This window comes from Streptomyces atratus, assembly GCF_014648655.1.
GTDB classification, from domain to species: Bacteria; Actinomycetota; Actinomycetes; order Streptomycetales; family Streptomycetaceae; genus Streptomyces; species Streptomyces atratus.
The window spans coordinates 1-6860 of record NZ_BMRN01000112.1 but is presented as its reverse complement, the minus strand read 5'-3'; the positions used below and the strand labels follow the sequence as shown (position 1 = coordinate 6860).

Here is a 6860-nt window from a genome sequence, read left to right as displayed (position 1 = left end):
CCCAGTTCCACCCAAGCCTGGAGCGTGTCCTGGGCCCCCGTCTCGACCACCAGGCCGTCACCTGGCTCCTTGAACGCCACGGATCCCCGGCCGCACTGCGAAAGGCCGGACGCCGCCGCCTCGTCGAACTCGTCCGGCCCAAGGCCCCGCGCATGGCCACCCGGCTGATCGACGACGTCTTCGACGCGCTCGACGAGCAGACCGTCGTCGTGCCAGGGACCGGCACCCTCGACATCGTCGTTCCCTCCCTGGCCCGCTCGCTCGCGGCCGTCCAGGAACAGCGCCGGGCCCTGGAAGCCCAGATCAACACCCTGCTGGAGGCTCACCCTCTTTCCCCGGTCCTGACGTCGATGCCCGGCGTCGGAGTCAGGACCGCCGCAGTCCTGCTGGTCACCGTCGGAGACGGCACCAACTTCCCCACCGCCGCCCACCTCGCCTCCTACGCCGGCCTCGCCCCCACCACGAAATCGTCCGGCACATCGATCCACGGCGAGCACGCACCCCGAGGCGGCAACCGGCAACTCAAACGCGCCATGTTCCTCTCCGCCTTCGCCTGCATGAACGCCGATCCCGCCTCCCGCACCTACTACGACAAGCAACGCGCCCGCGGCAAAACCCACACCCAGGCCCTCCTCCGCCTCGCCCGCCAACGCACCAGCGTCCTGTTCGCCATGCTCCGAGACGGCACCTTCTACGAGTCCCGAACCCCCACCGTCACCCTCGCCGCATGACCAGGATGAAAACCCTCAAAACCGGCAGCACGAACTTGACGAAGGACATAGAGGCACCCCCCCCGGAAGACGCAGTGGGGCGCCGGGCCCCGGTTCCTGCTACGCGACCGCGACAGCAAGTACACCGACGCTTTCGATGCCGTCTTCACCGCCGAGGACACTCAGGTGCTGCTCAGCGCGCCCCGGGCACCGCGCATGAACGCGCATTGCGAACGTGTGATCGGCACCATCCGCCGCGAGGCCCTCGACCACGTCCTGATCCTGAGCGAGAGCCACGCGAGGAAGGTCCTGACTGACTACCAGGACCACTACAACGGACACCGGCCGCACCGATCCCGGCAGCAGCTACCGCCCAGCGCGACCGAGCAGCCCGCATTCGTGCACGATCTCGACGACCGAAGCCTGCTCCGCACCAGGGTCCTCGGCGGCCTCATCAACGAGTATCGATACGCTGCGTGACCTGCAACGACGACTTTTCGAGCCCCACAGGGTGTTTCGGCTTGCTCTCCTTCAGCCCTTTATCTGCGCCTGGGCGCGGAGCATGAGGACATCGAGGCCCGGGGCATCGTGATGACCCTGGCCCTGGGCGGCGCGCTGGTGACCGGCCTCGTCCGGCGCGGCCCGGAGGCGGGTGTGGGTCAGGTGCCGGACGGGGTGTCAGGTCTGGTTCCGGATAGCGCGTCCGTGTAGATGCTCGTCATCGCGGTCACAGCCCGTCGGCGGTTCAGGGCCGGGTCCAGGCGGTGCTGGATGTTGATTCCCAGGGTGCCGCCGAGCAGTGCCGCCGCGACGGCCTCCGGGTCGGTGACGTGCGCACCGGTCGCGCGCAGGTGGTCGGCGTACAGGCCGCGGATCTTGGCGTACTCCTCGGCGTACGTCGTGCGCAGGGCCGACTCGCGGCTCACCGCCTCGATCAGGAGCGTCGAGAAGATGTGCGCCTCGGGCCGGGACATCAGGGCGAAGTTCGCCTCGATCAGCGCCTCGATTCCGGCGTCCGGCCCGGCGGCGGCCAGGCGTTCGCGCATGAAGTCCGTGCCCCATCGGAACGCTTCCTCGATCACCGCCTTCAGTAGCCCGTCCTTCGAGCCGAAGTGCCAGGCCACGGAGCCCCGGCTGATGCCGGAGCGCTCCGCCACGGCCTGGACGGACGCCGCGGCGGACCCGCCCTCGGCGGCGAGTTCCCACGCGGCGGCCACCAGCCGGCGCTGGGTCTCGGCGGAGATCTCCTGCTTGCGGGTCGCACCCACGCGGTGTCCTTCCCAACGTTGCGGCGGCCTGACACGGCCGATTCTGTCACGCCGGCCGGGCGGCGCCGGGGCCAGCGAACTCTTGCCTATGCTATAGGTCCAGTTCTATGCTGAGCGTCCAATAACTAAGAAGGGTTCGTCATGGAACTGATCGACCTCACCAGGACGCTGGACCCCGCCGACCGCGAGCGGCTCCCCGAGCAGCTGCGCCCGCTCGCCCCGGTGATCGCGCCCGCCGTGGCCTACGCGCACCCGACGGGCGAGGGCCGAGAGCAGTTCGCCGCCGCCATGCACTGCAGCGTCGAGGACCTGCCCGACGGCGAGGGCTGGGGCGCGGAACTGCTCACCGACTTCAACTCCCACCTCGGCACCCACGTCGACGCCCCGCTGCACTACGGCTCGACCTGTGAGGGCAGACCCGCCCGCACCATCACCGACATCGCCCTGGACGAGCTGTGGTGCGAGGCACTCGTGCTGGACCTGCGCGACCGATGCGAACCGGACGCCCCGATCACAGTCGAGGCGCTGGAGTCCGCCCTCGCCGACAACGGCGCCCCGGTCCCGGCCGGCGGAGCGGTCCTGCTGCGCACCGGCCAGGAGCGGTACGGGCTGTCCGACCCCGAGTTCTTCCGCTACCCGGGCATGAGCCGCGAGTCGACGTTGTTCCTGGCCGACCTCGGGGCCAAGGTCCTGGGCACCGACGCCGCGGGCTGGGACCTGAGCTTCTCCGTGATGGCGGGCAAGTTCAGCGACAGCGGCGACAACTCCGTGCTGTGGGACGGCCACCGGGCCGGCCGCGAGCGGGAGGTCTTCATCGTCCAGCAGCTGACGAACCTTGCCGCGCTGCCCCCGTCGGGGTTCCGGGTGGCGTTCTTCCCGATCAAGATCGCCCGCGCGAGCGCCGCCCCGGCCCGCGTCGTGGCCTTCGTCTGACACCCGATCCCCGCAGACCGACCCCTACACCCTGTTGAGGAGAGGAACCGACCGTGAAACTCGCAACCGTGGAGCACGACCGCGTCGAGCGGACCGCGCTCGTACTCGATCAGGGCGAGCGCCTGTTGCTGCTCGACCGCGCCCACCGCCTGGTGTCCGGCGAGCACGCCCCCGCGCTGACCACCATGCAGACAATCATCGACGGCGGCGAACCCGTGCGGCAGACCCTGCAGCGGCTCGCCGAACAGGCCCCGTCCGAAGCGGTCGTCGCCGCGTCCGAGGTGCGCTGGCTGTCCCCGCTGCCCAGGCCCGTGCAGATCCGGGACTTCGGCAGTTTCATGGATCACTTCCGCAATGCCCGCTCCCGGATCCAGGGCATCCCGGCCGACCAGGTCGAACTACCCGCCATCATGCTCGAACGCCCGCTGTACTACGTGACCAACCGGCTCTCCGTGACCGGCCACGACAGCGACATCCACTGGCCCGCGTACTCCTCGGTGCGGGACTACGAGCTGGAATTCGCCTGCGTGCTGGGCCGCGGCGGCACGGACATCCCCGCGGCGGACGCTCCGTCGTACATCTTCGGCTACACGATCTTCAACGACTTCAGCGCCCGCGACACCCAGCTGGAGGAGATCGCCACCGGGCTGGGCCTGAGCAAGAGCAAGGACTTCACCGACTCGAACGTCCTGGGCCCGTGGATCGTCACCGCCGACGAGCTCGGCGACCCGTACCGGCTCACGATGACCGCCCGCATCAACGGTGAGGAGGCCAGCCGGGGCACGTCCGCCGACATGCACCACACCTTCGCCGACATGATCGCCTTCGCCTCCCAGTCGACCCGGCTGCACGCCGGAGAGGTCCTGTGCTCGGGCACCGTGCCCACCGGCTGCGGACTGGAGCATGGCCGCTTCCTGGAACCCGGCGACACCGTGGAACTCGAAGTCTCCGGCCTGGGCGTGCTGCGCAACCGGGTCGTGTCATGAACCGCGAAGCACTCATCCTCGGCGTCGGAGCCACCCCCTTCGGCCGCCACCTCGACCGCGGTGCCGGCGACCTCGCCGGCCAGGCCGCGCACGAGGCGCTGCGCGACGCCGGGCTCGCCCCGGCCGACGTCGGCGCCGTTTTCCACGCCACGGTCAGCCAGAAGGCGATCGACGGCCAGCACATGATCCCCGGCCAGGTCGCCCTGCGCCCGCACGGGTTCGCCGGGGTACCCGTGGTGAATGTGGAGAACGCCTGCGCGGGCGGCGCCACAGCCCTGTGGCTGGCGATCGCCCACGTGCGGGCGGGCCTGTCGGATGTCGCCCTGGCCGTCGGCGTGGACAAGCTCGTCTGCGCCGATCCCGCCCAGGGGCTGGCGGTGTTCGACGGGGCCATGGACGTCGCCCACCGCGAGGAGACTCTGGCCGCGCTCGCCGCCCTGACCGACCCCCTGCCGCCCGAATTGTCCGTGGACGGCGACCGGTCGGTGTTCATGGAGATTTACGCCTCCCTGGCCCGCGCCCACATGCAGCGCTTCGGCACCACCGAAGCCCACCTGGCCGCGGTCTCGGCGAAGAACCACGCCCACTCCGTCCACAACCCCCGGGCCCACTTCCGCCGAGCGTTCACCGCGGAGGAGATCCTGGCGGCGCGGCGGGTGGCGTGGCCGCTGACGGTGCCGATGTGCTCACCAGTCAGCGACGGGGCCGCCGCCGCCGTCGTGACGCGAGCCGACTCCACCCGTGACGAGTCGGCCGTGACGGTACTGAGCAGTGTCCTGTTGTCGGGCACCGACCGGGCGACGAACGACGCCGCACGGCACATCGGACGCCGGGCCGCGCTCGCCGCCTACGAGAAGGCCGGCATCGGTCCGCAGGACGTCGACGTGGCGGAGGTCCACGACGCCACCGCCTTCGGCGAGATCCAGCAGGTGGAGAACCTGGGCTTCTGCCCGATCGGCGACGGCGGCCCGTGGTCGGCCTCGGGCGCCGGCGCGCTCGGTGGCACCGTTCCGGTGAACCCGTCCGGAGGACTCGAATCGCGCGGCCACCCGGTTTCCGCCACTGGACTGGCGCAGGTCTTCGAACTGGTCACGCAGCTGCGCGGCCGGGCGGGCGAGCGCCAGGTCCCCGACGCGCGCATCGCCATCGCCGAGAACGGCGGCGGCCTCTACGGAATCGAGGAGGCGGTGGCCGCCGTGACCATCCTGGGGAGGACCCGATGAGACCCGGCTACGCGGACCTGATCCTGTCGGCGCTGCGCAGGCGGCCCGAGTGCACCGCCTTCCGCTTCACCGGCGACGACGGGACAAAACACACCTGGACCTACGGTGAGACCGCGGAACGGATCGAACGCACCGCGGCCGCGTTCGGACAACTGGGCCTCATGCCCGGCAACGGGCTCGCCCTGCTGTGCGGCCCGAACCCGCAGGCGTTCACCGTCATGGCCGCCGCCTGCCTGGCCGGACTGCGCTACACCGCCCTGCACCCGCTGGCCACCGCGGACACCGACCGGACCGTCCTGCGCGACAGCGCGTCCGACTACCTGGTCGTGGACGACACACGCTTCGCCGCCCGCGCCCGCCCCGACGGCACCAAGGCGATCACCCTCGCCGAACTCGACCGCCTCGCCGCCGACACACCCCCCGGTCCGAACGACCCGCGCGGCCCCGCGCTCTACCTCTTCTACACCGGCGGCACGACCGGCGAACCCAAGGGCGTGATGCTGCGCGACCGCTCACTGCTCGCCAACGCCTGGGCCTGCTCCACCTGGGCCTGGCCGCCGGACACCCACTTCCTGATCACCACCCCCATGTCGCACGCCGCCGGGCTCCTGGTCGCCCCCGGCCTGCTCCACGGCGCCGGCTTCGAACTCCACCCCTCCTTCGACCCGGACCACGTCATCGACGCGATCGAACGCGACGGCGTGAGCGCCACGTTCGTCGTCCCCACGATGCTGTACGCCCTGCTCGACCACCCTCGGCTCCCCGCAGCCGACCTGTCGGGGCTGAACTGGGTCCTCTACGGCGCCGCACCCGCCGCACCCGCCCGGCTCGCCCAGGCGCACCGGCTCCTCGGCCCCGTGCTCAGCCAGCACTACGGCCAGGCCGAGGCCCCCAATGCCCTAACCGTCCTGGACCCGGCCCAGCACCGCGACGACCCGCATGTCCTGGGCAGCTGCGGTCGGCCCATGCCCGGCGTGGAGATCGCCCTGCTCGACCCGCACGGCCGGCACGTACCGGCAGGCGAGCCCGGCGAGCTGTGCGTCCGAGGACCGCTCGTGATGGACGGCTATTGGAACAAGCCCGAGCAGACCGCAACGGCGCTCGATGGAGGCTGGCTGCACACCGGCGATGTCGCCCGCCAGGACGACACCGGCCTGATCACGATCATCGACCGGATCAAGGACACCATCATCACCGGCGGGTTCAACGTCTACCCGCGCGAGGTCGAGGACGCCCTCGCCACACACCCGGCCGTCGCCGCCAGCGCCGTCTACGGCACCCCCGACTCACACTGGGGCGAAGCCGTCACCGCCACCGTGGTCCTGCGCCCCGGACGGCAGGCCACTCCAGCCGATCTGATGGACCACGTCCGCGCCCGCAAGGGCGCACTCTGGGCCCCGAAAATGCTCCATCTCGCCGATTCGCTGCCCCTCACCGCCCTTGGCAAGATCGACAAGAAGAAACTCCGCAACCAGCCCTGAACGGGGCTCGGGCGCGCAAACCGCCCCACCTCCTCAGATGACACACGGCCGGCGCCGAGCGCACCCTGGCGCGTGCTCCCGCGCCGGCCTCACGGGCACTGACCCGGCTGCACGTGCCACGCCTCGAAATTACTCAAGTCCCGCACCTGCTAAGCCCAATACCGTTCAGTTAAGTGCTTCTGGGGTATCTTGGGGGGATGCCGCGTTCTGGTTGGGTGAAGCCGTCTTCTGATGTCCGGTTGTCGGATTTGGTGTCTGT

At 70.6% G+C, this 6860-nt stretch carries 6 protein-coding genes and 1 pseudogene; 6 read left to right on the top strand and 1 reads right to left on the bottom strand.

Annotation, left to right across the window (positions count from 1 at the left end; translation table 11 throughout):
- On the top strand, positions 1-731 hold a 731-nt coding region (locus tag IEZ15_RS43010; RefSeq protein ID WP_189282376.1), incomplete at its 5' end, for a transposase.
- 90 nt (positions 732-821) lie between these two features.
- A pseudogene (locus IEZ15_RS43005) lies at positions 822-1190 on the top strand (integrase core domain-containing protein); the annotation flags it as partial.
- 179 nt (positions 1191-1369) lie between these two features.
- Here the strand turns inward: IEZ15_RS43005 and IEZ15_RS43000 are convergent.
- A complete protein-coding gene (locus IEZ15_RS43000) occupies positions 1370-1978 on the bottom strand; it encodes a TetR/AcrR family transcriptional regulator (RefSeq protein ID WP_189282375.1) in 609 nt (202 codons plus the stop codon).
- A 141-nt stretch (positions 1979-2119) separates the two neighbouring features.
- Here IEZ15_RS43000 and IEZ15_RS42995 point away from each other — a divergent pair, with 141 nt between their 5' ends.
- Genes IEZ15_RS42995 through IEZ15_RS42980 form a run of 4 tightly spaced genes read left to right on the top strand, consistent with a single transcriptional unit; the run spans position 2120 to position 6601 of the window.
- Positions 2120-2911 carry a cyclase family protein gene (locus tag IEZ15_RS42995; protein ID WP_189282374.1) on the top strand — a complete coding sequence of 264 codons (792 nt, stop codon included), beginning with the start codon at positions 2120-2122 and terminating at the stop codon, positions 2909-2911.
- Positions 2912-2964: 53 nt separating this feature from the next.
- Complete coding sequence (locus IEZ15_RS42990; protein ID WP_189282373.1) at positions 2965-3897, top strand: fumarylacetoacetate hydrolase family protein; 933 nt, start codon at positions 2965-2967, stop codon at positions 3895-3897.
- The gene (locus IEZ15_RS42985) at positions 3894-5120 is read left to right on the top strand and encodes a thiolase family protein (protein ID WP_189282372.1); all 1227 of its coding nucleotides are present in this window, start codon (positions 3894-3896) and stop codon (positions 5118-5120) included. The genes IEZ15_RS42990 and IEZ15_RS42985 overlap by 4 nt, the downstream gene beginning before the upstream one ends.
- Positions 5117-6601, top strand: coding sequence for an AMP-binding protein (locus IEZ15_RS42980; RefSeq protein WP_189282371.1), 1485 nt, complete (start codon positions 5117-5119; stop codon positions 6599-6601). Before IEZ15_RS42985 ends, IEZ15_RS42980 begins: the two co-directional genes overlap by 4 nt.
- The last annotated feature ends 259 nt before the right edge of the window (positions 6602-6860 follow it).